Source organism: bacterium, assembly GCA_037147175.1.
GTDB lineage: Bacteria > Cyanobacteriota > Vampirovibrionia > Gastranaerophilales > UBA9971 > UBA9971.
The window spans coordinates 17,318-43,733 of record JBAWVS010000021.1 but is presented as its reverse complement, the minus strand read 5'-3'; the positions used below and the strand labels follow the sequence as shown (position 1 = coordinate 43,733).

The following is a 26,416-nucleotide window of genomic DNA, read 5'->3' as shown; positions in this document are numbered from 1 at the left end:
TGAAAGGATGATAACTTATATTTTTTTCTGTCCGATTTCTACGGCATATTATATTAACTTGATTCTCAAGCCGATTATTAGATTCCAAAAAGTCTCTCAGCATTAGAAGAAGTTATATTCGCAACTTCTTCAACACTTAAACCCTTTATTTCCGCTATAGTTTCGGCAACCAGAATGATTTTAGAAGGGTCATTTTCTTTCCCCCTGAACGGATGCGGCGCTAAAAACGGTGAATCTGTTTCCAGAACAAGTTTTTCAATGGGAATTATTTGAGCAACTTCTTTAGGACTTATTGCATTTTTAAAAGTTACAGGTCCTCCAAGCGCAATAAAATATCCGAGTTCTATACACTTCATTGCAAAATCGGCATCTCCCGAAAAACAGTGCATAACTCCTTTTACCTCGGGAAACTCTTTTAAAATAGCCAGAACATCGTCATGGGATTCTCTGTCATGTACAATTACAGGAATATTTAATTCTTCTGCAAGTTCAAGATGCCTTCTAAACACATGCTGCTGGGTTTCTTTAAATGTCGCATCGTGATAATAATCAAGCCCGGTTTCCCCAATTGCCACAACTTTGTCATGTTGGGCATATTCTTTAAAGAGTTCATAATATTCTTCCTGCCAGCTTTTCGCTTCAGAAGGATGAATCGCTGCTGCACCATACAAATTATCATATTTTTCTATTAAGTTTATTATTTTATGCATATCTTCAAGCGTTACACCGGGGATAATTATTTTTTCAACGCCGACAGCTTTTGAATTTTCGAGAATCTCCTCAATATTATCCTGAAAATCCTTAAAATCGAGATGAGCATGTGTGTCTATAAGTTTGTAATTCATAAAAATAGTAACCTTACATAAAAGCTGAAATTATTCCTGTAATTTTCTTGTTATTATCATTTTTGCTTTTTTATCATAACATTTGTCCTCATACCAGCGGCAATAAAATTCCCCGTTTGCCTTAAAAGCATACTGGTCATCTTCAGAAATATAATAAGTTACGCCGACAAGGTTTCCTTTGTCGTTATACTGGTATGATTTATAGGGATACTCATCATAAGGCTTTTCCAGTACGTCAAAATACCTTAAATTGCCCATCGCATCATAATAATAAATATTTTTTTTCTTATTTTCATATTTTATTGCGTAGATATATAAAATTTTCTTAAAAATATAAAATCCTGCAAGTTTTCTGTCCTGCATAGAAAGCAGATTGTTTTTGAGGAAATATTCGTTTGAAATTCTGTCTTTATCTTTTTTATTTTCGGCGAATGTTTGTTTATCAATAGTTTTCTGAACATTTTCAAAGAGAAGTTTGTAATAATAATTAATAGTTTTGTTTCTTTCTTCCTGATTTTTAAACGTCCAATCAAAAGACACTTCTCCGTTAAGAACCTCACAGACAGCAGGAAGATACAAGGCATTAAGTAAAAAAGTTATAAACAAAGCAATAAAAATATTTTTTATAAGTTTTTTATATTTCATTATTTACCTTTAAATTTTATTTTATTTATTTCTTTTTTTATCTTCGCCGGCAATCTCTGAGTCAAGGCGGAGAAATACGGGTTTAACCGTTTCGACAGAAGCTATTTTTCCTGCTTGCAGTCCGCCCCATTCTAGCTTAGAGTGATTCTTTTCTTTTGTAGGTGTATAAAATCTTTTAGTAGATGCACCACCTATTTCATGTTCATGCTCTTCTTCTACCCAATCTTCTAGTTCAGATATTTCTGCATATTTAACATCTTCAATGTTATCTGGCTGTCCAAGTTGAATCCACATATCTTGAGCAATATTGGGCGTAAAAGGATAAATCATAATGCTTATATGTCTTAAAGTTTCAAGAACATTGTATAAAACTTGTCCGCATTCGATCATTTTTCCTTCTTTTGCTAAACTCCAAGGTTTTTTGTTTTGTAAATATTCGTTTGCTGTATCAGCTAATTTAATAATTGTTTCAGCAGCATTAGAAATTTCATATATATAAAAATTTTGTACTATAATCTTTTGTCTATTTTCGGTAAGCTCTGCAAGCAAATTACTCTCTGATTCAGTTATATGTTCGGGTTTTATCTCACCGTCAAAATATTTAATCAGCATGCTCAAAGTTCTGTTGAGAAGATTTCCAAGATTATTAGCCAGATCAGCATTTACTTTGTTTTTGAAGTCCTCATCGCTGTAATTGCCGTCTCTTCCAAAAGGTGTCGTGGTCATCAGAAAATATCTTAGAGCATCCGGCTTATCCATATTATATGCATCAAGAACTGCTTTTGGAGCTATGACATTACCGAGAGTTTTGCTCATCTTGGTTTGGTCGACAGTAATCCAGCCATGCGCAAAAATTGTTTCAGGCAGAGTAATTTTTTCTTCAACTTCTTTTAATGCCATAAGAATTGCTATCCAATAGATTGAATGGAATTTCAGAATATCTTTTCCAATCATATGAACATTTGCAGACCAGAACTTATTAAACAATGCCTCATCTTTAAGATATCCGATGCCTGTAAGATAGTTTGAAAGAGCATCAATCCACACATAAATAATCTGAGTATCGTCATCAGGAACAGGAATTCCCCATGAAACAGCCTCTTTCGAGCGGGAAACACTAAAATCTTCCATATCTTTAAGCTGGTTTAACAACTCATTTACTCTAAATTCAGGAAGAATAAACCTCGGATTTGTTTTTATATGTTCGATAATTTTTTCTTTGTATTTTGAAAGTTTGAAAAAATAGTTTTCTTCTTTCACTTCCTGAAGTTTTGTTTTATGGTCAGGACACAAACCGTCTTCTGTCAGGTCTCTTTCGTTTAAAAAACTTTCACAGCCTGCGCAGTAAATCCCTGTGTAAGCAGCTTTATAAATATCGCCTTTTTCCACAAGGGTTTTAAAGATATGTTGAACTACTTTTTTATGGTCAGCTTCTGTTGTTCTTATATACCTGTCGTATTTTATATCCAGCAATTCCCACGCTTCTTTGAATTTTTGCGCAATTTCATCACAAAATTCCAGAGGAGTAAGACCTTTTTCTTTTGAAGTTCTTTCTATCTTAATTCCATGTTCATCCGATCCGGTAAGAAAAAAGACAGGTATTCCTCTTTGCCTGAAGTGTCTGGCTAAAACATCCGTAGCGATTTTCTCATAGGCATGTCCTATGTGCGGAGGCGCATTTACGTAGTCAATAGCTGTCGTTATATAAAATTTTTCCACATTTTTACCCCTAGATTATCATGTTTTAAGCAGCTAATTCCTGTTTCATTTTATCAATTTTTGTAAACAAAACAGGTTTAATATTATAATTTTCAAGAGCATCAATAATTGAACTTGAAACTTTTCTATCTAAATCGTTAATAATTGCATAAGCTTTTGAATTTTCAGGTCTATTATCTTTTGTGTCTAGCCAATCAAATGCTAAATTATCAGCACTACCTCTACTTGGATTATTTATTGTTTTAATAATTCTTTCCGGAGCTTCTTTAGATTTTGAAATAAGAAAATCAAACGTTCTAGGATAACCTGAGTGTCCTAAAAATGTAATTCTCTCAGAATACCTAATATCCGAAATATCCAACCAATTTCTTACATCTTCATAAAAAAGGCTTTTAATATTTGCCGTGGCCAGATAAAACATATCATTTACGGCTAAAATAGCCTGAACAAGATTATGTTTTTTAAGAGGGAAATTATCAACAGTAGATTTAACTATTAATGCATCTTTTTCCAGCTTAACACCAAAGCCGTTTAAAGTAGCCTGTAAAAGCAGTTTTCTCCTAGGACTATCCAAAGAGCACCCTGTCTGAACCAAATCGGTTATTGTATAACTATCATCTGTTAAAATAAAATTATTATCTTTTCTTTTTAAATAAATTTGAATGTAATCATTATGTCTATCAAGATAAGGAGTGGTAATTTCACAATATTCCCCTAATTCTTTTAAAACAGTTTTATCTTTTAACCACTTATAATAATCATCCAATAAATTTTTAACATCTTTAATCATGAAAATAAACCTTTTTTAAAATTTGGCGATTCTGAAATATTACAAAATTTCATAAAATCAAATAAAGTTTGCCAATTATCATTTATATCAACAAAAATATCATTAGGTACAGGATATGCCCATTTATGATTATAACCTTCCTTATATAAATGTAAATGAGGAACACCAATATCGTTTCCATCAGGATTTCGATGAGGACTGCTAAAATCAAGACGCGCCAAAATAATAACTTGTCTGGTTCGCGTTTGATACTTTCTTCTTGATAAATCAATACGACCTTGATAAATATCTAAAGAAAAATTTTCTTTTTTATCTTTAGATACTAACGGAACTATAATATTACCTCCGCTAATTGGCAGTTCCCATTCTTTATCATCTTCAGAGATTTTTTCCATTTTAAACAAAAAATCCGCTTCAGCTTGACTTATATTAAGTTCACTCATCTTAAATAACCTAAAAGTTAATTGTTTACATATACATCAAAGTATGTTTTTCAGATACTATATTTATAGATTAATTTAGCATAAAAAACAGTGATAAATGATAAAAATTTAAAATATTTTTTTATTACTTATCTTATTGAGAAAGAGAAGGACTAATGCAGGAAATAATTTCACGCAAAGATAACAGAGGGCTTGAAGAATTAAGACCCGTTAAATTCACAAGAAATTTCACAAAACATGCAGACGGCTCTGTACTTGTGGAATTTGGAGATACAAAAGTCATAGTAACGGCAACTGTTGAAAACAAAGTGCCAAGATTTCTTCATGACAGCGGAAAAGGCTGGCTGACGGCAGAATATTCTTTGCTTCCCGGTTCTACCCACTCAAGAGTAAACCGTGACAGGGGAACTTTAATCTCAGGAAGAACTCAAGAAATCCAAAGGCTTATAGGCAGAAGCTTGAGAGCTTGTGTGGATTTGACCAAAATCGGAGAAAGAACTATAACGATTGATGCCGATGTAATCCAGGCAGACGGCGGAACTCGAACAGCAAGTATTTCAGGCGGTTTCATAGCTCTTTATGATGCTTTGTCAAAATTAAAAAATTCGGGAGCAATTAAAGAGATTCCCATTATCGAACCTGTTGCTGCGGTTAGTGTAGGCATCATCAAAGGAGAGATAATGCTTGATGTTGATTATTCAGAGGATTCAAGCGCTGATGCCGATGCTAATATTGTAATGACAGAATCGGGAAAGATTCTTGAATTTCAGACAACCAGTGAAGAAGCACCTTTTTCCAGAGAAGATATGATGAAAATTCTTGATCTGGGAGAAAAAGGCATAAAAGAAATAGTTAAAATTCAAAAACAGTCTTTAGGTATAGGAGAAAACTAATGAACTTTAAAACCCCTAAAGGCACAAAAGATATACTTCCGGGCGATTCCTACATCTGGCAGTACGTTGAAGAAAAAGCCAAAAATATTTTTAATAACGCAAATTATCAGGAAATAAGAACTCCCATCTTTGAAACCACAGAACTTTTTACCCGTGGTGTCGGGGATTCGACCGATATTGTCAATAAAGAAATGTATACTTTCATCCAAAAAGAAAGAAGCCTGACTTTAAGACCTGAAAATACGGCAGGAGTGGTTAGAGCCTTCATAGAAAACGGAATGCACAGATATCCGACTCCTGTAAAACTCTGGTACAAAGGTCCGATGTTTCGTTATGAAAGACCGCAGGCAGGCAGACAAAGACAGTTTCACCAATTAGGCGTTGAACTTTTCGGTATAGAAAATGCCAGTGCCGATGCGGAAGTTATAAATATTGCAATGACTCTTCTTGATGAACTCGGTTTAAAGAATTTATCGCTTGAAATAAACAATATCGGCTGTCCTAAATGCAGAAATGCCTATAAAGAAAAGATAAAAGAAGCAGTAAAACCTAAACTGGCAGAATTTTGTACTGATTGTCATTTAAGATTTGAAAAAAATCCTCTCAGAATGCTTGATTGCAAAAATGAAAAATGCGGTGAGCTTTTTTTAAGTCCCGAAATCGATTCTGTAATAAATAAAGACTTTATTTGCGAAGATTGCGTTAAGCATTTTTCTGACCTGCAAGGGTACTTAAACGCTTTAAATATAAATTATGTAATTAACAAAAGACTCGTAAGGGGTCTGGATTACTACAACAGAACTGTTTTTGAAATCACAAGCACCAATCTTGGAGCGCAAAATGCTGTTTGCGGCGGCGGAAGATATGATCCCCTTGTAGAAATGCTTGGAGGTTCTCCCACTCCTGCTGTTGGTTGGGCTTTCGGCATGGAAAGAGTTATTTCTCTATTGCCTCCTCTTGAGTCCAAACAGTTGAAAGCTTTTATAGTTACTAATAATATTAAACAAGCTTTTGAACTGACGGGAAAACTAAGAAAAGAGGGGATTCCCTGTGATTTTGACCTTGCAAACAGAAAATTCCAAAAACAGATTGAAAAAGCTTCCAAAACAGCACAATTTGCGGTGATTTTAGGCGAAGACGAAATTTCTTCAGGGTTCTATACGCTTAAAAACATGACAACAGGCGAACAGCAAAAAATTAACTCTATAGAAGTCCTTATTGAAACGGTATCTAACGCATAAATTACATGCCGGCAGCCGCTAATTTGGCCTCTACCCTTGAATTTGTCCAAATAATTCTTTCTAAATAGCCCCCATTTCCAATTAATATTCTTATTGTAATATTGGACAAAGCAAAATCTTTGTCCCTTTTGCTTTTTAATCTTAAATACTTTTTTGGAAACGCTCTTTGAACAAGCCTCAGAATGACAGGTTAGTTAATTATGTTAAAACTCGAGTTAGCCTAATTCATAATTCGGCTGATAAAGACAATTTAGAGAATAAATGTTAATATAAAACAATCTCAAAAAAGTATGTAAATAAGGATTGCAAAAGTTGAAAGAAAAGAAGAGTTCATTCCCCTTAATAATATCGATAATATATGGGCTAGGAATTGTTTGCTCACTTCCTTTTGTAGTTATGTCTCCTATGCTTTTTGATGCCCCCGGTTCAACGAACAATGTTATTACTTGGGTTTTCGTTTGTTCAATATTATTGACGCCTGTATGTTTCCTTTTTGCAATAATCATTGGAAATATTAAAAAATCAAAATTTTTTCTTATTGGACTAATAGGACCTTTATTAATTATTATTTTAATTATTGTTTCAATAATTTTAAGTATTTTTCAATTTTTATTTAAATAAAACTAAGTATGTAAATAAGGAGTATAAGAAATGCAAACTTTATGGAAAAAATACGCGAATGTTCTCGTTGATTACTGTACAAACGTTAAAGAAAACGATCTGGTAATAATTAGTGCGGAAGCACAGGCAAAACCGCTTATTTTGGCGGTTTATGAAGAAGTTCTGAAAAGAGGGGCATTCCCGATAATAAGAACAAGACTGGACGGACAGTCAGAAACTTTCTTTAAATTCGCAAATGATAAGCAATTAGAGTTTGTAGATCCTTTTACAACAATGGAATACGATAAAGTTGACAGGTATATTTCTATTGGCGCTCCTTATAATGTCAAAAACGCGGCAAGAGTACCCTCCGAGAAACTCGCTAAAGTTTCCGCAGCAAGAAGACCTTTGAGTGAAAAAATGCTTGGTCGAGCGGCAGAAGGAACTTTAAGCTGGGTTATATGCGATTTCCCGACAAATGCGCTCGCTCAGGAAGCTAAAATGTCAATTTACGACTATGAAGAATTTCTTATAAAAGCTTGCTATCTCCATCTTGACGACCCTGTCGCCAAATGGAAAGAAATCGGTCAAAGCCAAGACAGGCTAGTTAATGGCTTAAACGGCACTAAAACTCTGAGAATTGTCGGAGAAAAAACAGATTTAACGCTTTCTGTTGACGGAAGAAAATGGATTAACTGCTGCGGAAGCAATAATTTCCCTGATGGCGAAGTGTTTACTTCTCCTGTGGAAGACAGCGCTGAAGGCGAAATTTTCTTTGACTTCCCCGCTCTTTACAGAGGTAACGAATCTCATAATATTCATGTGAAATTCGAAAAAGGCAAAGTTGTCCACGCTACTGCTGAAAAAGGCGAAGATTTTTTTCTCAATATGATTAATCAGGATGCAGGCGCAAAATTTTTAGGAGAAGTGGCCTTTGGAACAAACGATATGATTCAGGATGTAACAGGAAACATTCTTTTTGACGAAAAAATCGGCGGTTCTATCCACTTGGCATTAGGAGCTTCTTATCCTGAAACAGGCGGCAAAAACACTTCCGGACTTCACTGGGATATTATTAAAAACATGAAAAACGGCTCAGAAGTTTATGCTGACGATAAATTAATATACAAAGACGGTCTATTTTTGATTTAAAAGTAATTAATTCTTATTTTACGTAATAAAGTCATATCCAACAGTGCTATAGCAAAATATGTATTTTTCCATAAAAATATATTTATGTGCAAAATAAGTGCAATAACTACTTAACAGCTAAAATCTTCCCTCAATATTACGGGTTTAATTTTTTGTTACCGGCTTATTGCAAAAACATTGCATACAAATTCGATTTGAAATTTTTTCAAACCGGGGCGTATTCATGACAAAAGAAAATATTAATCAGATTAAAAGAGAAAAACTTCTTTGGCAACTAATCGCCAATGTTAGAAATAATATTGATATAAATGAAATAAAAAAATCTTCTGTATACGGCTTATCAGAAGTTATGAATCTGGACAGATGCTTTATTCTTGAATACGATGAAAACCAAAAACCGCTGCTTATAGACGAATTTTCCGAATATTTATCCGCAAAAGAAAAAAAAAGTATGATAGGCGTAGATCTTGAAAAAGACTATGACTTTGAATACTGGACAAAAATATTAATTGACCTGTATTTAAATAAAAATGAAACCATCTTATTTGTCGGCAATAGCCATAAATACTTGAAAGAAAATAATCTTTACGGTACTAAACTTGAAAAATTTTGCATAGATTTCCACTGGAAATCAGGAGTTGGATATGCATTTTTTGAAGAAAATAAAATTAAAATGCTGTTTGTTGTCGATTTTAAAAAGACAAAACTTTATTCAAGCAAAGAAATTGAGTTTATTCGAACTTTTGTTGAACAAATTTATATTGCTCTTAAACAAAGCAAGGCAATTAAACAAATCGAGGAAACAGCACAAAAAGAGGCTTTATTAAGAACAATAATTCGAACAATCAGAGGGAATATTGATATTAATCAGGTCAAAAACAGTATCGCCAATGAAATTGGCAAACTTTTTAATGCTGACAGGTGTCATATAAGATTAATTGATCAGAAAAAAAATGAATTTTTACCGATTGATGAACACAGCGAATATCTATCCTCTACTCAGGATAAAAGCATAATAGGCTTAATAACAGAAAAAACAGCATTTTTAAAATATTTTAAAAATGCATTTGAATCAAACAAAGATTTTGTTATTCCTGATAAAGAAGCTTTTCTCACTTTGGACAAAGATGCCCTTAAACCTGTAACAGAAGTTTTTGAAATGTTTAACATTAAATCGTTTTACGGTTTCCCGATTTTTCACTCAGACAAGCTAATGGCAGCTATTATCATTATGTACGGAAAAAAAGCCGTTAAACTCAATGAAACTGATATAACTTTTATAAAAAATGTTGCTTCTGCTGTCGGAATAGCAATTTATCAATCAATACTTTATGAAAAAGAAAAACAGGCAGTCGAAAGAGAAAATCTTTTAAGAAAAACTCTTGAAATTATTAGAAGCTCTCTTGATATAGAACAAATTAAAAAAAATATTGTAACTCAAACAGGAAAGATGTTTGATGCGGACAGATGCTTTATGAGATTTTTTGATGCTGAAAAAGACGAATTTTTGACAACCGATACAGAATATTTATCATCACCGGAAGTAAAAAGTATAATAGGCTATACTTTTGACAAACGCTTTGATAATTGGATAAAACCTGCGCATAAAGAAGGAAAGATTGTAACTGTTAAAGACATAAGCGAGTTAATGGCAGAACAGGGCGTTTCAGAGCAGCTACACCTAATCGATGTTAAATCCGGTTACGGGGTTCCAATTATTATTGAGGGAAGGTTTGCTGCTACTTTTGTATTGCATTACATAAAGAAACAAGTCGTTCTTTCTGAAGAGGATCTTATTTTTTTAAAAAGTATCGCTGATCAAGCAGCAATAGCAATTAATCAGGCAGAACTATACGAAAAAGAAAAAGAAACAGCAGAAAGAGAAAAACTTTTAAGAAAAATAATAGAAACCATTAGAACAACTATTGATGTTAATGAAATACAAAAAATCTTTGTTACGGAAATAGGAAAACTTTTTAATGCTGACAGATGCTTTATTTTTGAATTAGATGAAAATAAAAAAATTCATAACACCACAGAATACCTTTCATCTTCTGATGTAAAAAGCATCATAAGCTTTGATAAACAAAAAGAAAAATATTGGCTTTCTGAGGCGCTTAAAGAAGATTTGCTGCTCACAGATATCAATGAGTATATAAAAGAGCATAATCTTCAAGGCACTCCCGCTTATGAACATGTTCGGGAATATAACGTAAAATCCACTCTGACAATGAAAATATATTTTGCCAATAAAATTATAGGTGTTATTGCTTTGCATTATACAAAAGCCCCCCAAACTTTAAGCAGTGAAAAGCTGAATTTTTTCAGAACAATTTCAAACCAGCTCGGCATAGCTTTAAATCAAGCTTACACCTATGAAAAAGAAAAACAAACAGCAAAAAGAGAAGTTTTATCAAGAAAAATCATTGAAATAATACGAAGCACACTTGACAGGAAAGAAATAATACACAATTGCGTTACTGAAATCGGAAGAACTTTTGATGCGGGCAGATGTTTTATTTATGAATTAGAGACCGGTAAACTCGAAGGCTATGTCTATAATTATGGAGAATATCTTCAATCACCTGAAGAAAAAAGTATCAGTAATCGCTTATTCAAATCCTCTGATCTGGAATGGATATCTTTAAATATAATAGAAAAAAAAGGATTTTACATTCCGGATACCCAAAAATATCTGAAAGAAAATAATAAATTCGGAACAACTGTCGAAAAACATATACTGGAATTTAATATTAAAAGTGTTATCGCTATATCATTAATAAGTGAAAATGAAGTTATAGGTGCGTTTGTTCTTCATTTTAATAAAACAAATCCTATATCAGAAGAAGAATATGATTTAATAAAAACCCTTGTTAAACAAACAGAAATAGGTATTTATCAAGCGAAACTCTACGAAAAAGAAAAAGAAACAGCAGAAAAAGAAAGAATTTTAAAAGAAATAATTTCGGAAATAAAACTAACAACGAATTTAAAGCAAGCATATAATAAGCTTTTAAAGAAAATTACCGAGATATTTGGATTAAACAGGGCTTTGTTTCTTGAGTCTTCGACTATAAATCCTGATGAATTAAACATAAAATATGAATATGTAATAGATAGAGCAGATTTATCAGTAAATAATCTTGTATTTCCGAGAGTCTGCACAAATCAATTTTTAAATCTTATTCATAATCTTGAAACTTTTATTATAAACGATATTCAAGAATGTTATCCCGAATATATTTCCGACTTTTTTGAAAAATATAAAATAAAAGCATTATTAGCAGTTCCGCTTGTTAAATACAATAAAGACATAAAAGTATTCGGGTTTATTGTACTTTGCGCGGAAGAAATAAGAACATGGTCAAAATATGAAATAAATCTGATAAAAACAATCAGCGATTCTGTCGTATCTGTTATTTGGGAAATATCAAAATTTATTGAAACCGAAGAAATGCGTAATACTTTTGTTTTAATGCTTGCACATGATATTAATGTGCCGCTTATCGGGGAAAAATTAGCACTTGAAGCCATTATAAAGACAGCTAACGAGAAAAACAAAGAAATTATAAAAGAAATTATTGATAATAATAACAATATTTCAATTATGCTAAACAAATCAGTTGATATTTATAACTATGAAGCAGGAAAACAAAAACTCGATTTTGAAACATACGAAATATCAAAAATTTTGGAAGAAAATATCAAAACATTAACAGATTATGCCAGTTCAAAATCTGTTAAAATCCAACTCCATAAAATAAAAGATTCTTTATTTGTCAGCCTTGATAAAACAGAAATAATGAAAGCCTTTTTTACAGTTATTGAAAATGCTATTGACCATAGCCCCTCAGGTGAACCTGTAGAAATTAAATATTATGAAAAAAACAATTATGTTATAACTTCTGTTCATAATGGAGGAAAAGCTATTTCTAAAGAAATGCAAGATAAAATATTCAAACGTTATGAAATGGCACTGGCAATAGAAAGAAAAATTGGTGCAGGAACAGGGCTTTTTCTGGCAAAAAAAATAATAGAAGCGCATAACGGCTTTATTTGGTTCAAAACAAGACCTCAAGACGGAACAACTTTTTATATCTCATTACCTTTATGCTATTTAGAATAACTCGCATCTCTCACTATAGCTTGAATTGTTAATATTATGGTTATTAACTTCAACATGTTTCTGATAAAATAAAATTGTACTGCATCCTAAAAACCAATGTCTGATGCGCAATTTTTTTAAAAGGTTAAAAAAAATGAATAACGAACAAAGAATAAATGAATTAATGGAATTATATAATTTACCTGTTAATGAGTTGATAGAAATTTCATCAAAAATAACACAGGAAAATTTTAAGAATAATGAAGTGGAATTTTGCAGTATTATAAGTGCTAAAACAGGTAAATGCGAAGAAAATTGCAAATATTGTTCCCAGAGCGGACATCACAAAGCAAAAATAACTGTTCATCCTTTGATTTCCGTTGAAGAAGTTAAAAAATCGGCAGAAAGCGCTAAAGAAAACGGTGCGACAAGGTTTTGCGTGGTAACTTCCGGCAGAAGCCCCGAAAAAGAAGATTTTCAAAAAATATTAGAAATGATAAAAACTGTTTCGGCAATAGAAGGTATTCATTCGTGCTGTTCTCTTGGTATTCTTGAAGAAGAACAGGTTAAACAGATTAAAGAAGCAGGGATAGAAAGATATAACCATAATATAAACACCTCAAAGTCTTTCCACGAAAATATTTGCACAACTCATGATTTTCAGGACAGAATTAATACAGTCAAACTTATTCAAAAATACGGCATAGAAGCCTGTACAGGTGTTATTATAGGAATGGGCGAATCAAGACAGCAAAGAATAGAAATGGCCCTTGAGCTTGCGGAATTGAATCCGACTTCTGTGCCTATTAATTTCTTAAATCCAATAGAAGGAACTCCTCTGGAAAACCTTCAGTCTGAAATTGACGAAGAAGAAATCCTTAAAACCATTGCAATATTCAGAATAGCCCTCCCAAAATCTTTAATAAGATATGCCGGAGGAAGATCAACAAGATTTTCAAAAGAATATCAGCTTTTAGGCATAAAAGCCGGTGTAAATGCTCTTTTAGTGGGCAATTATTTAACTACAACAGGAATAAATCCTGATGAAGATCTTCAATTAGTTAACAATGCAGGAATGTGCGTCGTTAAAAATTAACAATGACATATAAAAAGCCGAAGAGCCATCTTACAAGATTTCTCTTCGGCTTTTTCGCTATACCGATTTAAAAAAACAGCTTAATTAGCAGGTTTTTCTTTTACGCAAGAGTCATGTTGCTCCAGAACAGGTTTTTCCTCTTTATTACAACACTGTTTGCAATCTTTACATTTTTCGCAGCATAAACAATGCTTACAACAGCCCTGTTTATGCTCCAAACAATTTACGCATTTAACTTCAACCTGACAGCACTTTGCATAAGCTGAGTTTGCAAAAAACAATCCTGATAAAATAACCATAACTAAACTAATTAATAAAACTTTAGCTTTATTTTTCATTTTTTTACTCCTTTTAAATATTAAATAACTAATTTTCCTGTTTTTTCAGGATTTTTAGTTCAGGAGTATCACTGTTCGAAGCATATCAAGATTTTTATTTAAAGCTATTTTAGGTCTTAGCGGGATTTTGCTGTAATTAGTATCCGTAAATATTATCAAATCTGATAAAACGTTAACCGAATTAAATGTTTTTTCCCATTCTGCAAGTTGTTGCAGGTTTGGCAATGATTGAATTATAAAAGCGGAATGAGTTTTTGTTTTTACGGAACATTGACACTGATTTTCATCTAAATCTATTACAGAAGCGGAAATAATTTTTGAATGACAACATGAACAAGGCTGATTTAAAAAATCAAAACATTTTGCAAAAACATTTAACCCTGCCGCAAAAAAGATGTATGAAATTAAAAAGAAACAAATAAAAAGTTTTTTTGTTATTTTAATTTTCAAAATTCAAATCCCTATCACATCAAAATGTTCCACTAAACTAAGATTATACGGTATTCCGAACGCAAAGTCCAGGCTTGAATTTTAATTTATGAAAGGCTAACACTGCTGCATAAAGGGCAACTGGTATTTTTAGAAACAGCAATTTTCTTAAATTCCTGTTTTAGTCCATTATAAGTCAAAAGCTGGTTTGTTAGAGGATTACCGATTCCCAGAAGATTTTTTACCGCTTCCATTGATTGTATTGACGCTATTGTGGTAACTGCCGGACTCAATACACCTTTTATCACATACGCATCAGTATTTGCATCAGGAATTAAACAGCTTAAGCAGGCGGTTTTGTCAGGAATAATAACAAGAACCTGTCCGTAAAATTCTGTAACTCCTCCATGAATTAATGTTTTATTATTTTGAACAGCTATTTTATTGAGCAAAAATTTGGACTTGTAAGAATCAAAACAATCTATAATAATGTCATAGCCGCTTATAATATCCTTATAATTGTCTTCATCGAGCCTTGTTTGGTAGATTTCAACATTAATATCAGGATTAAAACTGTTTATCCACTCTTTTGCGGATTCAACTTTGTTTTTGCCTATATTATCGAATTTATGGATATATTGCCTGTTAAGATTAGACAATTCAAGTTTATCATTATCAACAATACCGATATTGCCTATACCGAGAGAAGCAATATTTGCAATCACAGTAGAACCCAGTCCTCCCGCTCCTGCAACTAAAACTTTTGAGCCAAGAAGCTTGAGCTGACCTTCTTCTCCAATATCATTTACGAGGATATTTCTGTTATAGCGTTCTTTGTTATACATTTTTACTATAGAACCTCATCTATTATTCCACCGCCCAAAACAATATCTCCCTGATAAAAAACTATTGATTGGCCCGGAGTAACAGCTTTTTGCGGTTCACTAAATTTTACAAGAATATCTTTTGTATCATTGTTTTTAATAAAAACTTCTTTTGGTGATTGAGAAGAACGAATTTTTGCCGTAATCCTCATTTCAGAATGAAGTTCATTAAACGCAATCCAGTTCAGGTTTGTTGCAATAAGAGAATCGCTGTAAGTATCTTTCTCTGTGCCAACTATAACCTCGTTTTTGTTTTTATCAAGGGCAATTACATAAAGAGGCTCAGTATGTGCAATGCCTATACCTTTTCTTTGTCCCAGTGTATAATTCCAGATACCTTCATGTGTTCCGAGAACATTTCCTTCTTTGTCGACAATATTTCCTGATTGCCCTTTTACGCAGAGCAATTCGTTATAATCACCACCGTAAAAATCTTGACTGTCTTCTTTGTCAAATACATGAAGCCCGCTTGTTTCAGCCAATTTTCTTACATCTTCTTTTAAATAATCGCCCAACGGAAATATAATTTGTGAAAGCTGTTCCTGAGTAAGCCTGTAAATAAAATAAGTCTGATCTTTCTTTTCATCCAAAGATTTTTTCAGATAATAACGATTATTTTCCAGATCATATTTTATTTTTGCATAATGTCCTGTTGCAAATTTATCAAATTCAATTCCGTGTTCTTTTGCCAACAAAGGCAAAACGCCAAATTTTATCAGACTATTGCACCATATACAGGGATTTGGAGTTCTTCCCGAAAGATATTCATTTTTGAAGTTTTTAAGAACGATTTCTTCATATTTTTCAACGCAGTCAAACACATGAAAAGGAATCCCCAGCTCTTTGCAAACTCTTTCAGCTTCTACTAAATCTTCTTTTTCATCAGGACCGTAACATGCGTTTTTTCCTGACGACCCTGCCAAATCCCCTTTTCCCCATATTGACATAGTAGCGCCTATGACTTCATGACCGGCTTCTTTTAATAATAATGCAGCTACCGAAGAATCTACTCCACCGCTCATTCCGACCAAAATTTTCATGCTCACCTCTTAAATTAAGTTTTTTAACCGCCTCCAAAAAATCCAACGATTTCAAGTTTATCACCATCATTAATTTTTACATGAAAATTCTCTTTAGGCACGATTTCCAGATTTTTCTCAACAACAAACATTGAACCTGTAACCTTTAAATCTTCCAGAAGATTAGTTATAGTAAAATTTTCAGCTATTTCTGTTTCTTTACCGTTTATAGTGACTTTTAGCTTACCCATGCTCGTTCTCCGGTTTCTTTTAATTTATTAGACTTTATTCTTTTAGATGTAAATGAGATAGTTTTATTTGATAATTTATGTGCTAAAAGATAGCTGGAAGCAGTGATTAGCCTGACTGCTTCCTTAAACCCATTTTTATTGATTTTGTCCGCAGTATCCTGAGAAGTATGATAATAAGGATGATTTCCTGCTAAAGTGTAGTCCCATGCCACACAAACAGAGGGAATACCTTTTGCGTTAAATTTTAGCGCATCTGAATCCGGATCAGCTCCAAGATGCACCCGTGTTTTTGTTTGTACAATTTCGCCGGCTTCTTCTAACTTATCAATAAGATTTTTAGCCAAAGTATTTCTTCGGGACCAAATATCCAAACTATCTCCCCCGATGCCTCCAAGCATTTCAAGATTTAATACTTCTGTTTTGTTCGCAATTCCTCTTGCCAGTAATTCTTTAGATAACTTTTCAGCTCCGGTTTTAGATGCTTCTTCACCAGAAAGAGCAGCAAATATTACTGATTTTTTAGGAGGTTTTTCTTTTGCCAGAATTCTTGATACTTCCATCAAAGCAGCGACACCGCTGGCATTGTCATCTGCTCCGGGGAAAAAAATATTTGTTCGTTCATCCTTTCCCAAATGGTCATAATGAGCGCTTATAACAAGAAATTCATCAGGATTTTCTGCGCCTTTTATCATTCCGAGAACATTAGATGTTATTACTTCAAGATTTGACCCCCATGCGGCTACACGACCTTTAACATAATTCCCGTAGCCAAATGAAGAGGTTGAATATTGAGGTGTTATATAATTTTGGAAATAATCTTTTAATCCCAAATTTTCAACAGGCTTTAATCCAAACTCTCCAAATTTATCAGCTATGTATTTTTTGGCAATTTCTATACCTTTTTGTCCAACGCCGCGTCCTTCCGTCTCAGGAGAAGTAAGCTTATTTAAATGCTCTTCCAATCTTGAAATTGAAACTTTATCAACAATTTTTAAAACTTCAGAAGAAAGAGTTAAAATTTTCTCTTTTCCTGTAAAACAAACTTGGTTATTTTGCTTTTTTTGTTGAATAAACGGATTTGCATTTTTATAGGCTAAAACATTTGTGAACATTTAATATTACTTTCTCCGATAAAATACTTGATTCTATTTCTTAACCGACTGAAACAGGAGAATTGATTTTTGATAACGCCTGCTCCAAATCTGCAAGAATGTCTTCAACATCTTCAATACCAACAGACAGCCTGATTAAATTATCTGTAATTCCTCTTCTTACTCTCTCTTCCTGAGGAATAGAAGCATGTGACATTGCAGGAGGATAACAGACGAGAGATTCTACACCGCCAAGACTTTCAGCAAGGGAAACAATCTTCAGGTTTTTTGCAAAACTGTTTGCTTCTTCAAATCCGCCTTTAATAAAAAATGAAATCATTCCGCCAAAACCGTTCATTTGTTGTTTGGCAAGCTCATGCTGCGGATGGTTAGAAAGCCCCGGATAGCTTACTGACAAAACCTGTCTATTATTTGACAAAGCAGCTGCTATGGTCAATGCATTTTCTTCATGTTGTCTCATCCTTACAGCAAGGGTTTTTAGACCTCTGAGTGTCAGCCATGAATCAAATGGACTTTGAACCGCACCTGTTGCATTCTGATAAAACTTTATTTTTTCGTACAGGTCGGTATCTTTAACTATTACAGCACCGCCGAGTACGTCAGAGTGACCGCTAATGTATTTTGTAGTACTGTGAACTACAATATCAGCACCTAATTCCAGCGGCTGCTGAAAATAAGGAGTAGCAAACGTATTATCTACGGCAAGCAAAACATTATTATTTTTCGCAATTTCTGAAATTCCTGAGATATCATAAAGTTTTAAAAGCGGATTAGTTGGTGTCTCAATCCATATAAGCTTTGTTTCGGGTTTTATTGCATTTTTAAACTCTGTTAAGTTCGTCCCGTCAACATATGTAAATGAAATTCCCAACGGTGAATATACTTGTTCAAATAAACGGTAAGTACCACCATAAAGGTCGTTTGCCGTAACAACATGATCGCCTGGCTTAAGAATAGAAAGAACTGCTGTTGATGCAGCCTGTCCTGAAGAAAAGGCAAGACCGTAATTTCCGTTTTCAACAGAAGCCAGACATTCTTCAAGAGCAGATCTTGTAGGATTGCCTGTTCTGGTATATTCGAATCCTTTAAAAATACCTATTTCATCCTGAGTAAAAGTTGCTGTTTGATAAATCGGCACAATCGTTGCACCTGTGGACTTGTCTGAACTTTGCCCTACACGTATTGCTTTTGTTGAAAATTTCATACTACTGTACTCCTTATTTTTATTCTTTTTATCCAAAAATTAACAAGATCTATTCTGGCCAAAAAGCCTTCTGCATGGCTATTTTTTGTAATAATTGCTCCTCCGTAACCTGCCAGCAAAATTCTGTATAACTCGGATATATTTACAGACTCATCAAGCTGTGGAAGAGCTTTTCCCATTACAGTTGCCACCTTGCTTTCACTTAAATTTATACCATCATATAATAATTTTATCAAAGTAACTTCATTTAACCCGCCAACGACTTTTTTATCTTCAAGAACAGGCAGCTGCGAAATACCGTTTTCTCTCATAATATTTGCCGCATTAATTACTGTATCATCAGCATTTATGGCTATTATAGAAGGCATTTTTTCTTTTGTTTTAAGTATTTCACCGACAGTAACTTTTTCAGGAGCCTGAGAAAGAAAACCGTTTTCATACATCCAGTCGTCCGAAAAGATTTTTGTTAAATAATTTCTGCCTGAATCAGGCAGATGAACAACAATATTTTTACCGGCAGGTAAACGTTCGGCATATTTTAATGCCGCAGCTAAAGCTGTACCTGCCGATCCGCCTGCCAAAATCCCTTCTTCCCTCGCCAATCTCCTTGTCATTTCAAATGATTCCGCATCAGAAACACGTATCATTTCATCTATAACCTGCCTGTTAAAAGTTATCGGAACAAAATCTTCTCCAATACCTTCCACCTTGTATGATTTTGGTGAATCTCCCGAAAGAATAGAACCTTCAGGGTCTGCTCCTATTACAGTTATATCAGGATTTTTTTCTTTTAAATACTTGCCTGTACCGGAAATTGTTCCGCCTGTCCCCATGCCAGCGACAAAAACATCAATATTTCCGTCCAGATCTTCCCAAATTTCCGGACCTGTAGTTAAATAATGAGCTTCAGGATTTTTCAAATTTGTAAACTGACCCGGCCTGAAAGAATCGGAAATTTCTCTGGCAAGCCTGTCTGCAACTCCGTTATAGCTTTCAGGAGAGTCAGGAGCTACAGATGTCGGAGTAATAACAATTTCTGCCCCATAAGCTTTCAGAAGATTTACTTTATCCTCGCTCATTTTGTCAGGAAGAACAAAAATGCACCTATAACCTTTACTTGCAGCTACCAATGCCAAGCCTGCCCCTGTATTCCCGGCGGTTGCTTCTATTATAGTACCTCCCGGTTTTAGCAAGCCTTGTTTTTCTGCTTCTTCTATCATTTTGAGTGCAATTCTATCCTTAGAGCTTCCGCCCGGATTAAAATATTCTACTTTTGCAAATATATTTACGTTTAAGTCTTTTGCAATTTTTGAAAGTTTTATTAAAGGGGTATGCCCGATTTTTTCCAGAATATTTTCGTAATAGTTCATTTTTTTCCTTTCCTGAGGCTTATTTTTATATATTCTTAAATTTGTATTGCCTTTTTGAATTCGCAAATTGATTTTTTGAATAGCTTACAATATTTAAAATGTCATTTTCTTCGATTTTTACGCTGTCAAAAAAATCTGTTATTATTTGTGAATTCTTTTCTACAACAAATTCCGAATTAGGCGCAAAAAGAGTGTTTAGAATTTCAAGCAAATTAGAATTTTGAAAAACATCTTTTTGAATTCCGTTTATAATAATTTTTATTTTTTCCATTTATCGCCTACCCTTTTATATTTAATTTTTCGGCCGTTTTTATAGTTTCAGATAATCCTTTAATTTCTGTATTGGCTATTTGATCGGTTTTGCCTTTAAATATGTCTACGCCTTCAAATAATTGACTAATTTGTTTATCAAAATTATTTTTTTTCTCTAAAGCCCAATGAATAGGTGAGGTAACTATCCCGATAAGATTCGGGTAAGACTTATGTGGATTTTCTAATTTTTCTATCACAGTTCCTTTAAATTTATTTTCAATTACTTCCGTAATAGAATTAAAAGCTTGTTCAGCAGCCGAACCTTTTCCGTTTAATGACCCTGTATGATCCAGCAAAACTTTAACTGATCCAAATCCTATGTCGTTTTTTGTCTGGTTGAATTGAACTGAATTAAGCATTTTTACAATTTTACCTTTCTGTTTTTTCTTCTGTATAACTTTCTATTATTTTGAATTAATTATTTGGTTTCTTTATTTTTATAAAGCTTTTTAGTGTAGTTAATATTAAACCAGGGCAAAAACCATCCGAGAAAAGCAGATATTGCCACCATACTTGCAGCTTCCGGAACACTTTTTAATCCTTCTGCAAATTTAACAAGATGATTTCCTTCTTTGTCTATTTCTTTTGTTACTTTATCAAGCAAAGGTTTAAGTTTTTTATCCGCCTGCGCCTGTTTAAAGATATTTATGATTTCTTTATTTGTTGAAGGCAAAGACAAATCAGCATTTCCGCCTTTGAAAGATTTTGTGAAGAAACCAAAAATCTTTTCTGTTTTGACGGGTTCATTTTTATTTGACAGAGTTGCAGCGATTTGGTTAAGCGCATGTTTTGAGTCATCCGTTAAAAAGTTAAATACTTTTCTCAAATCACCGTCATGATTTGCTATATTTTCGCTGAAATCAACTATTCCGTTTTTATATTTGCTTATTCCCGAGTAAACATCGTTAATATTTTCAAAAGAAAACGGTTTATTTGTCGGTTTTAAATGTGCAGACAATGATTTAATTGATTTTGATATAGGAAATCCGCTGATTTTTTTTGCCAGTGTTGAAGTTATATTTCTAAAGACCGGCACCGCAAAGACAATTGTCATAAGACCGCTAAAATCTCTTGTTAAAACTTCTCTTCTTTCATCGGAATTTCTTGCCTGAATAAACCTTGCTCCCAGCATTAGCCCCAGAGTATAAATACCTAATATTGTATATGGCACGCTGTGCCCGTTGAAATCAAATTTTCTGAAAATTTTGTTAGCAATAGCTGAATTGCTGCCGAACGAGATGTTATTTTTATTTTTTTCAGACCCGGGCTTCTTTCTCTCGTCTACAAGTCCGTCAATGCCGGGGAATTGCTTATTTCTTTTGTACATAATAGGAATACTATACAAAAACGCTACTGTAGCAAGAAATGTCGAAGCAAGTATAGATTTTCTTCCACTCACTTTGGTGTTGTGAAGTTTTTCGACAAGCCCGTTAATTTGACTGCTTTTTACTTCTTTTGAAAGGCTATCCCCGACTTTTTCCACAATATCTTTTGAATAATTTATTAAATCTGTTGATAAAGCACCAATGTTTTTTGTTACTCCGCCTTTTAAGATAACATTATGAGAATTATCCAAATGCAGACTGTAAGCTTTATTTAAATCAGAAACTATTTCAGTTATTTCTTTTATATGCCCATCTGTATTTTTAATTTTTTCAGCTTCAGATAGAGTTTTAACGATTTTTTCTATATGTTCATCAATATTTACGGGTGTATCAAGCTTAATCTGTCTATGATTTTCGAAAGCTTCATTCAAAACACTTCTATAAAAATTTTCTTTCAATTTTGTTTTATCGTTCGAGACATTTCCTTTATTTAAAAGACCTTTAAAGGAGTCGGTAAAAGAATCAAGAGTTTTAAATTGAATATTCGAAGCTTCTCCAAAAAGTTTTTTAGAAAGAGCTATAAACCCCATAGGGATAACAAACATGCTAGGTCCACTAAAGACTTCTCTTATAAGTTCTTCAAATCCTGCTTTTCCGTTTGGATGCCCAAGGTCCTCTTCATTTCTGTGATAAGCCTGATAAGTTCTGGGGATAATCATGCTGATAGTATCCACAAGACAAAAATCAACAAGAACGCCGCCTGTTTCTATTTTTTTAATTCCTTTACTCACCACATCGGCTGTTTTGGTTAGTAAGTTGCCCTTAAAAGCTATGTTTCTTGATTTATTATGGTTTGTATTATTATAAATATCTATCATTTTTATATCTTTCTCTAATAAAAAACCCGCCTGTTCATTTAAGATCCGGCGGGTTTTTTATTGAATAATTCTATCCTTATTTAAAAACAACAAAAGTTACCGGCAGACCTCATTCGCATCATGCAGCAGCAACACATCATCATTGTTGTTGTTGAATGTTTCTGTGAACTATTTTGTGTTTTAATGATAAAATTATTCATTAGGAACTCCACTATATATTTGGGGATTAAAAATAACTTCGGCTTCCCGTATGTTTATAGTTAATCCAAAAAATTACAGAAAGTCAATAGGTAAGCTTATGCAAAACAACAAAAATTTAACAGCAAGTTTAGAAAATTATTTAAAAGCTATTTTTAACATTGTTAAAGAAAAAAAAGCTGCAAGAGTTAAAGATGTTTCAAAACAGCTAAATATTGGAGCTTCCTCTGTATCTGAAGCATTAAGAACCCTCTCAGAAAGAAATTTAATTAATTATGAACCTTACGGAATAATTACATTAACAGAGGAAGGACTTGATAAAGCTGAAGCTCTATTAAAAAGACATGACATTATTAAAAATTTTTTTGAAAACGTTCTGTCTGTAAGCTCTGAACTATCCGAAGAGAGTGCTTCTCAGGTCGAGCATGTAATCCCTGATGAAGTTATGAAAAAATTTGTTATGTTTTTAACTTTTATGGACACATGCTCCTGCAAAGAACCGAAATGGACAAAAAGTTTTAAACATTTTTCCCAAAATGAAAAACTGAGCGAAAAATGCGTAAATTGCATCAGTAAAAAACGGGAAGAACCTGAATTAAGCAATAAAAATTGCTGCGGAATGACAAAATAATTTTTATATTAGTTAACACAAATTGCCGCTTAAAGTAAATCGCCGGATAGCAAAAATCCACATGAATACTGTTATTGTCATTCCAAGTGATTTAGTCCGAAGAATCTGTCCGAAAAAGTATTTAAGCTTAAAACCCAAAAGGGACAGATGTTTCGCTTTGCTCAACATGACAATAGGAAAATTAATTGGCAATTCGAGTTATTTATAAACTAAAATATAAAAGCTTTGTTTTATAACAAAAACAAAGCTTTTATTGATTGATTTCTTTTTTAGGACACTTTAAACAAAAAGAACTAATTTTTTTAAATAAAACTAGTTCTTCATTGTTACATTGCAATTTTTCATCATTTGTTCAGAATTACACATCATGATCTGACAATTTTTTGCCGTCATTTCGCAGCAATTCATCATCATTTCACAATTTTTCATTTTTTCAGGACAATTCATAATCATTTCGCAATTTTTCATCATCATTTCGCAACAGTTCATAATAATTTGACAATTTCTTATCATATTTTGACAATTGCACATTAGATCACAATTTTTTGATTTTTCAGGACAATTCATCATCATTTCGCAGTTTTTCATCATCATTTCACAACTGCACACCATCAATTCACATTGGTGTGAAATCATTTCAGGACAACAGTCATCCATTCTCATTGATTTCATAATAGATTCGCAATTATTCATCATCATTTTGCAACAATAAAGCATCTGCATTTCATCGGAATTAATACACATATTGCAGTTGTCAACTTCCATTCCATGATTTTCTCTTAACATTTCACATTTGTTCATTATAAATTTTACCTTTCTCTTTCTATAACCAATTTCAATTGTAACAACAAAATAAAAAAGCTGAAAGCCTTTATTAAGAAATATATATGGCTATCCGAATATTATTCGACTAGCCTAACCAATTTGGATAAAAAATGATTCCTTACTAGAAACAGGTTATAAATAAATTTACGCATCTTTTCGATGAGAGGCTTAGACTCGACGCAGGCAATCTATTTCTTAGCTATGCTCGCAATGGCGATTTTGACGATTTAACAATTCGATTAGGTTAATTTGATTTTGTTTTGTCATTGCAAAACAAAGAAGCTCAATATTGATAAATATTGAACTTCTTAAATTTTGTTTCAAAATCAGGAAAAGTGTTAAGTATTTTATCTTTTAGAAAACACAGCTTTCTTTTCCGCAATTAATATTATTATTTTTAATATATTCTTGTACTTCTGATTCTAATTTATCAAATATTTCTTTTACAGAAAGGATTTCTGTATATTTTTTAACATTTGCACCTGTAAAGAAAAGACCATTTTCAATATCACCTACTCTTGCAGCTTCAAGTGCTTTGATAATACAAAAAGCATGCGAGCAGTGTTTTAAACAGCTGTCACAAGTTTTAGGTTTTTCGATAGTTCCGTCTTGAAGCCTCTCGATAAGAGGTGTCATCAAAGCTCTTGCAGGCAGACCTACAGGGCTTTGCATCATTATTACATCTTTTTCTTCTTTATTTAAAAACAGGTTTTTAAAGCTCTCGTGTACATCGCATTCTTTACTAAGCACAAATCTTGTTGCCATTTGCACGCCACTTGCACCGAGTGAAATCATTTCCATAATATCAGCGCCGGATGTAACTCCGCCTGCTGCCACAAGAGAAACTCTGCCAATTCCCGGCAAATCAGGTTCTGAGTCCAAAACATGTCTTATTTCCGGTATTAATTTTCTGATAGGCTCATCTGTTCCCAGATGTCCGCCGGCTTCGCCGCTTTCAACGATGATGACGGAAGCACCCAGTTTTTTTGAAATTCTCGCAAGTTTAACAGAACTTACGATAGGGACGACTTGAACACCAGCCTCCTTGCCAATACTGAAAAGATCTCTGGAAAATCCAGCACCTGAAATTATCAGGTCAATGCCGGCATCTACGGATATTTCAATAAGCTTACGAAATTCAGTTGCGGCAAACATTATGTTTACTGCAATTAAACCGCTTTTATTAGTCTGCAAGCTTCTTGCAAGTTTGATCTGTTCTCTTAATTCAGTCTCAGGCAATCCTGATGCGGCTATTACACCAACACCACCACAGTTAGCAACCGCTGCTGCCAATGGCGCTCTACTTACTCTGATTGCCATTCCCCCTTGAATTATAGGTTTTTGAGCTATTAAATTATTATTAAATTTTAAAGGGGCGAATACCATAAATTGTTCTTTCACTATTATTACTAAAGACAGTTTACCATTTAATTAAATTTTTTGCGCATTAACGCATTTAACAAATTATTAGCTGTTACATGACAGTTATTAGAATTTTACCAGTAAAATAAGTATTTTCAAGAAGGCTTAAATATAAAATTTTTTTACATTAATATTTACTTAACTTCACACTTGCCAAGCGGATATTGTCCATAATTAAAAAAGTTATGATGAGAAAATTTTATAGATTTTTTCTAACATCTTCACTTAAAATAAAGAAAAAACGCATGAGGAAAAATTAATGAAAGACATGGAATTCTTACAAAAAGTAAAAATTTATCACAGTGATACTGATTGCTATAATGTGGTCTGGCATGGTGCCTACGCAAAATGGCTGGAATCAGGACGCATAGAGTTTTCCGAGAAAATAGGCATAAAATTTCAGGAACTGGAAAAAATGAATATCAAACTTCCTGTGGTAGAGCTTAATATACGATACAAACACCCCGCAGTGCTTTTTGATGAACTGGAAATAAAAACAACTTTAAAAGACCTCAAAAAAACAAGCGCTGTCTTTGGACATGAAATCAAAAACTTAAATACCGGCATGGTTATACTTTCGGCAGCCTCAACCATAGTAACTACGGATACAAACGGAAAACTCTTCCGCATTATGCCGCAATATTTATACGAAAAATACCGTCAAAGCATGGGTGCGAAAATCAAATAAC

At 33.2% G+C, this 26,416-nt stretch carries 25 protein-coding genes; 7 read left to right on the top strand and 18 right to left on the bottom strand.

The window, feature by feature from the left end; all coding sequences use genetic code 11:
- Positions 1–77: 77 nt before the first annotated feature.
- The 5 genes from WCG23_06705 to WCG23_06685 are packed head-to-tail and all read right to left on the bottom strand — an operon-like array spanning position 78 to position 4,442.
- On the bottom strand, positions 78–845 hold the full coding sequence (locus tag WCG23_06705) for a TatD family hydrolase (protein MEI8389561.1): 768 nt from the start codon (positions 843–845) through the stop codon (positions 78–80).
- Between the two features lie 30 nt (positions 846–875).
- Complete coding sequence (locus WCG23_06700; GenBank protein MEI8389560.1) at positions 876–1,490, bottom strand: hypothetical protein; 615 nt, start codon at positions 1,488–1,490, stop codon at positions 876–878.
- 21 nt (positions 1,491–1,511) lie between these two features.
- Positions 1,512–3,209 carry a methionine--tRNA ligase gene (gene metG, locus WCG23_06695; GenBank protein ID MEI8389559.1) on the bottom strand — a complete coding sequence of 566 codons (1,698 nt, stop codon included), beginning with the start codon at positions 3,207–3,209 and terminating at the stop codon, positions 1,512–1,514.
- 25 nt (positions 3,210–3,234) lie between these two features.
- Entirely contained in the window at positions 3,235–3,999 is a 765-nt protein-coding gene (locus WCG23_06690) for a DUF1829 domain-containing protein (protein ID MEI8389558.1), read from the bottom strand.
- Positions 3,996–4,442, bottom strand: a complete 447-nt coding sequence (locus WCG23_06685) for a hypothetical protein (GenBank protein MEI8389557.1) — start codon at positions 4,440–4,442, stop codon at positions 3,996–3,998. The genes WCG23_06690 and WCG23_06685 overlap by 4 nt, the downstream gene beginning before the upstream one ends.
- Before the next feature lie 155 nt (positions 4,443–4,597).
- Here WCG23_06685 and rph point away from each other — a divergent pair, with 155 nt between their 5' ends.
- The 5 genes from rph to bioB all read left to right on the top strand — a co-directional run bounded on the left by rph (position 4,598) and on the right by bioB (position 13,529).
- Positions 4,598–5,335, top strand: coding sequence for a ribonuclease PH (rph, locus tag WCG23_06680; GenBank protein ID MEI8389556.1), 738 nt, complete (start codon positions 4,598–4,600; stop codon positions 5,333–5,335).
- On the top strand, positions 5,335–6,576 hold the full coding sequence (gene hisS / locus WCG23_06675; protein ID MEI8389555.1) for a histidine--tRNA ligase: 1,242 nt from the start codon (positions 5,335–5,337) through the stop codon (positions 6,574–6,576). The genes rph and hisS overlap by 1 nt, the downstream gene beginning before the upstream one ends.
- Positions 6,577–7,227: 651 nt before the next feature.
- The gene (locus WCG23_06670; GenBank protein MEI8389554.1) at positions 7,228–8,328 is read left to right on the top strand and encodes an aminopeptidase; all 1,101 of its coding nucleotides are present in this window, start codon (positions 7,228–7,230) and stop codon (positions 8,326–8,328) included.
- Between the two features lie 223 nt (positions 8,329–8,551).
- A complete protein-coding gene (locus WCG23_06665; protein ID MEI8389553.1) occupies positions 8,552–12,454 on the top strand; it encodes a GAF domain-containing sensor histidine kinase in 3,903 nt (1,300 codons plus the stop codon).
- A 133-nt stretch (positions 12,455–12,587) separates the two neighbouring features.
- Positions 12,588–13,529, top strand: coding sequence for a biotin synthase BioB (gene bioB / locus WCG23_06660; protein ID MEI8389552.1), 942 nt, complete (start codon positions 12,588–12,590; stop codon positions 13,527–13,529).
- An 80-nt stretch (positions 13,530–13,609) separates the two neighbouring features.
- On the opposite strand, the gene WCG23_06655 is transcribed toward bioB, so the two are convergent.
- The 11 genes from WCG23_06655 to WCG23_06605 form a co-directional block, all read right to left on the bottom strand.
- Complete coding sequence (locus tag WCG23_06655; protein MEI8389551.1) at positions 13,610–13,867, bottom strand: hypothetical protein; 258 nt, start codon at positions 13,865–13,867, stop codon at positions 13,610–13,612.
- Between the two features lie 54 nt (positions 13,868–13,921).
- Positions 13,922–14,317, bottom strand: coding sequence for a hypothetical protein (locus WCG23_06650; protein ID MEI8389550.1), 396 nt, complete (start codon positions 14,315–14,317; stop codon positions 13,922–13,924).
- Positions 14,318–14,403: 86 nt separating this feature from the next.
- The gene (locus WCG23_06645; protein MEI8389549.1) at positions 14,404–15,141 is read right to left on the bottom strand and encodes a HesA/MoeB/ThiF family protein; all 738 of its coding nucleotides are present in this window, start codon (positions 15,139–15,141) and stop codon (positions 14,404–14,406) included.
- Between the two features lie 5 nt (positions 15,142–15,146).
- Entirely contained in the window at positions 15,147–16,220 is a 1,074-nt protein-coding gene (gene mnmA, locus WCG23_06640) for a tRNA 2-thiouridine(34) synthase MnmA (protein ID MEI8389548.1), read from the bottom strand.
- Positions 16,221–16,243: 23 nt separating this feature from the next.
- The gene (thiS, locus tag WCG23_06635) at positions 16,244–16,450 is read right to left on the bottom strand and encodes a sulfur carrier protein ThiS (GenBank protein MEI8389547.1); all 207 of its coding nucleotides are present in this window, start codon (positions 16,448–16,450) and stop codon (positions 16,244–16,246) included.
- Entirely contained in the window at positions 16,438–17,562 is a 1,125-nt protein-coding gene (locus tag WCG23_06630; GenBank protein MEI8389546.1) for a M20/M25/M40 family metallo-hydrolase, read from the bottom strand. Before WCG23_06630 ends, thiS begins: the two co-directional genes overlap by 13 nt.
- Before the next feature lie 40 nt (positions 17,563–17,602).
- Positions 17,603–18,766: a cystathionine gamma-synthase gene (locus WCG23_06625; GenBank protein MEI8389545.1), complete on the bottom strand. Its 1,164-nt coding sequence runs from the start codon at positions 18,764–18,766 to the stop codon at positions 17,603–17,605.
- Positions 18,763–20,136 (bottom strand): cystathionine beta-synthase, encoded by a 1,374-nt coding sequence (locus WCG23_06620; GenBank protein MEI8389544.1) that lies wholly within the window; start codon positions 20,134–20,136, stop codon positions 18,763–18,765. The genes WCG23_06625 and WCG23_06620 overlap by 4 nt, the downstream gene beginning before the upstream one ends.
- Positions 20,137–20,161: 25 nt before the next feature.
- On the bottom strand, positions 20,162–20,407 hold the full coding sequence (locus tag WCG23_06615) for a hypothetical protein (protein MEI8389543.1): 246 nt from the start codon (positions 20,405–20,407) through the stop codon (positions 20,162–20,164).
- Between the two features lie 7 nt (positions 20,408–20,414).
- Complete coding sequence (locus WCG23_06610) at positions 20,415–20,807, bottom strand: hypothetical protein (GenBank protein ID MEI8389542.1); 393 nt, start codon at positions 20,805–20,807, stop codon at positions 20,415–20,417.
- Positions 20,808–20,866: 59 nt separating this feature from the next.
- On the bottom strand, positions 20,867–22,651 hold the full coding sequence (locus tag WCG23_06605) for a hypothetical protein (GenBank protein MEI8389541.1): 1,785 nt from the start codon (positions 22,649–22,651) through the stop codon (positions 20,867–20,869).
- A gap of 298 nt (positions 22,652–22,949) precedes the next feature.
- Between WCG23_06605 and WCG23_06600 the strand changes: the two genes are divergently transcribed.
- On the top strand, positions 22,950–23,480 hold the full coding sequence (locus tag WCG23_06600) for a metal-dependent transcriptional regulator (protein MEI8389540.1): 531 nt from the start codon (positions 22,950–22,952) through the stop codon (positions 23,478–23,480).
- Positions 23,481–23,792: 312 nt separating this feature from the next.
- Here the strand turns inward: WCG23_06600 and WCG23_06595 are convergent, their stop codons facing one another.
- The gene (locus WCG23_06595) at positions 23,793–24,281 is read right to left on the bottom strand and encodes a hypothetical protein (GenBank protein ID MEI8389539.1); all 489 of its coding nucleotides are present in this window, start codon (positions 24,279–24,281) and stop codon (positions 23,793–23,795) included.
- 378 nt (positions 24,282–24,659) lie between these two features.
- Entirely contained in the window at positions 24,660–25,691 is a 1,032-nt protein-coding gene (locus tag WCG23_06590; protein ID MEI8389538.1) for a nitronate monooxygenase, read from the bottom strand.
- A gap of 295 nt (positions 25,692–25,986) precedes the next feature.
- Here WCG23_06590 and WCG23_06585 point away from each other — a divergent pair, with 295 nt between their 5' ends.
- Positions 25,987–26,415 (top strand): thioesterase family protein, encoded by a 429-nt coding sequence (locus WCG23_06585; protein MEI8389537.1) that lies wholly within the window; start codon positions 25,987–25,989, stop codon positions 26,413–26,415.
- Position 26,416 lies beyond the last annotated feature (1 nt).